At 64.1% G+C, this 2,512-nt stretch carries 4 protein-coding genes; all 4 read left to right on the forward strand.

The window, feature by feature from the left end; all coding sequences use genetic code 11:
- Nucleotides 1-3: 3 nt before the first annotated feature.
- Nucleotides 4-435, forward strand: coding sequence for a 50S ribosomal protein L11 (rplK, locus tag IT540_RS01745; protein WP_291172400.1), 432 nt, complete (start codon nt 4-6; stop codon nt 433-435).
- A 3-nt stretch (nt 436-438) separates the two neighbouring features.
- Entirely contained in the window at nt 439-1,134 is a 696-nt protein-coding gene (rplA, locus tag IT540_RS01750; protein WP_291172391.1) for a 50S ribosomal protein L1, read from the forward strand.
- Nucleotides 1,135-1,379: 245 nt separating this feature from the next.
- Nucleotides 1,380-1,916, forward strand: a complete 537-nt coding sequence (gene rplJ, locus IT540_RS01755) for a 50S ribosomal protein L10 (RefSeq protein WP_291172394.1) — start codon at nt 1,380-1,382, stop codon at nt 1,914-1,916.
- A gap of 47 nt (nt 1,917-1,963) precedes the next feature.
- Complete coding sequence (rplL, locus tag IT540_RS01760) at nt 1,964-2,350, forward strand: 50S ribosomal protein L7/L12 (protein ID WP_291172397.1); 387 nt, start codon at nt 1,964-1,966, stop codon at nt 2,348-2,350.
- The last annotated feature ends 162 nt before the right edge of the window (nt 2,351-2,512 follow it).

The raw sequence follows: 2,512 nt of genomic DNA on the forward strand, positions 1-2,512 counted from the left end.
CAGGTGGCAAAGAAGATCGTTGGTTTCATCAAGCTGCAGGTGCCGGCCGGCAAGGCCAACCCCAGCCCCCCCATCGGGCCGGCGCTGGGTCAGCGCGGGCTGAACATCATGGAGTTCTGCAAGCAGTTCAACGCTGCCACGCAGAAGCTCGAGAAGGGCCTGCCGATCCCGGTGATCATCACCGTGTACAGCGATCGCAGCTTCACCTTCATCATGAAGACGCCGCCGGCGTCGGTGCTGATCCGCAAGGCGATCGGCATCGAGAAGGGCAGCGGCACGCCGAACACCAGCAAGGTCGGCAAGATCACGCGCAAGCAGCTCGAGGAGATCGCGAAGACCAAGACTCCCGACCTGACCGCCGCGGATCTCGAGGCCGCCGTCCGCACGATCGCGGGCAGTGCGCGCTCCATGGGCGTTGACGTGGAAGGAGTCTGAGCCATGCCTTTCGAAGCAAAGCGTATCAAGGCCTGGAAGGGCAAGTTGCAGGCGGGCAAGCAGTACCCCGTCGATGACGCCCTGAAGCTCGTCAAGGAGTTCGCCAGCGCCAAGTTCAACGAGTCGGTCGACGCCGCCGTGAACCTCGGCATCGACGCCGCGAAGTCCGACCAGCAGGTGCGTGGCTCCACCGTCATGCCGAACGGCATCGGCAAGAGCGTGCGCGTCGCGGTGTTCACCTCGGGTCGCAACCAGGAGGCCGCCAAGGCCGCCGGTGCCGACATCGTCGGCCTCGAAGACCTCGCCGAGAAGGTGAAGGCCGGCGAGATGAATTTCGACGTCGTGATCGCGAGCCCGGACGCGATGCGCGTCGTCGGCCAGCTCGGCCAGATCCTCGGGCCCCGCGGCCTGATGCCGAACCCGAAGGTCGGCACCGTGAGCCCGGATGTCGCCGGCGCCGTGAAGAACGCCAAGAGCGGCCAGGTCCGCTATCGCGTCGACAAGGCGGGCATCGTGCACTGCACGATCGGCAAGGCGAGCTTCGAGCCCGAGAAGCTGAAGGAAAACCTGCTGGCGCTGCTGGCCGACCTGAACCGGGCGAAGCCGGCGACGTCCAAGGGCATCTACATGAAGCGCGTCACCCTCTCCTCGACGATGGGGCCGGGTGTCGTGATCGACCAGTCGTCGCTCGCCGTCTGAGGCGGGCCCGACGAATTTTTTGCAGTTGATGCGGGTTCCGCGGCGCGAGCCGCGGGGTTCCATCGAAGACCGCAGGCGGGGAAGTCCCTCACGGGACGCGCCCCTTAATCGCCGCCTGCGCAGGTGGTGCACCGCTCGTCAGAGGATTCGTCCTCCGATGAAGGTCACCAAGGGTCCCGGACCGCGAGGCGCAAGCCTGGCGGGCCGGGTGTGTGATCTTCAGGAGTGAGGAGTAACCGGAACAAATGCCTCTTAACCTCGAAGACAAGAAAGCGCTCGTAGCGGAAGTGGCGGAAATTGCGGCGAAGTCGCAGTCCGTGGTCGCTGCCGAGTACCGTGGCATCACGGTCTCGCAGATGACCGATCTGCGTGCCAAGGCGCGTGCCAAGGGTGTCTACATGCGTGTCGTAAAGAACACGCTCGCCCGCAAGGCCGTAGCCGGCACCTCGTTCGAGGCGATCGGGCCCCTGCTGAAGGGTCCGCTCGTGCTGGCTTTCTCGAAGGACGATCCGGGCGCAGCCGCGCGCGTGATCAAGGACTTCGCGAAGGCGAACGACAAGCTCGTCGCGACACTCGTGTCCATCGGTGGCCCCGTGCTGCCGGGCAAGGACCTCGAGAAGGTCGCGTCGTTGCCGACCCGCGAACAGGCTCTGTCGCAGCTCTTGGGCGTGCTCAAGGCTCCGATCGAGAAGTTCGTGCGGACGGTCGCCGCACCGCACACGAAGCTGGTCCGCACGGTCGCGGCTGTCCGCGATTCGAAGCAGGCTGCTGCTGGCGCTTGAACTTAGTCCTCTGAATCAACTCGTTTAGTAATTCTGGAGTCAAGACAATGGCTGTTAGCAAGGACGATATCCTCGACGCGATTTCCAAGATGTCGATCATGGAAGTGGTCGAGCTGATCTCCGACATGGAGAAGAAGTTCGGTGTCACCGCCGCCGCTCCGGTGGCGATGGTCGCCGCTGGCCCGGCCGCTGGCGGCGCGGCTGCCCCGGCGGAGGAGCAGACCGAGTTCACGGTGATCCTCAAGGAGTACCCGGCGGACAAGAAGGTCACCGTCATCAAGGTGGTGCGCGAGCTCACCGGCCTCGGCCTCAAGGAAGCCAAGGACCTGGTCGAGGGCGTGCCCGCCACGGTGAAGGACGCGGTCTCGAAGGCCGATTCCGACACCATGAAGAAGAAGCTCGAGGAAGCCGGCGCGAAGGTCGAGATCAAGTAAGAAGCTTGAAGCTGATTCAGGCCAATTGCTTCACGAATGGGGTCCGGGCCTAGCCCGGACCCCGTTCATTTCTGGGCACCAGCCCAAGGATTTCAAAAAATGGCGTACTCCTTCACCGAGAAGAAGCGCATCCGCAAGAACTTCGGCAAGCAGTCCGGCATC

It is taken from the genome of Hyphomicrobium sp., from assembly GCF_020852195.1.
Taxonomy (GTDB): domain Bacteria; phylum Pseudomonadota; class Alphaproteobacteria; order Rhizobiales; family Hyphomicrobiaceae; genus Hyphomicrobium_C.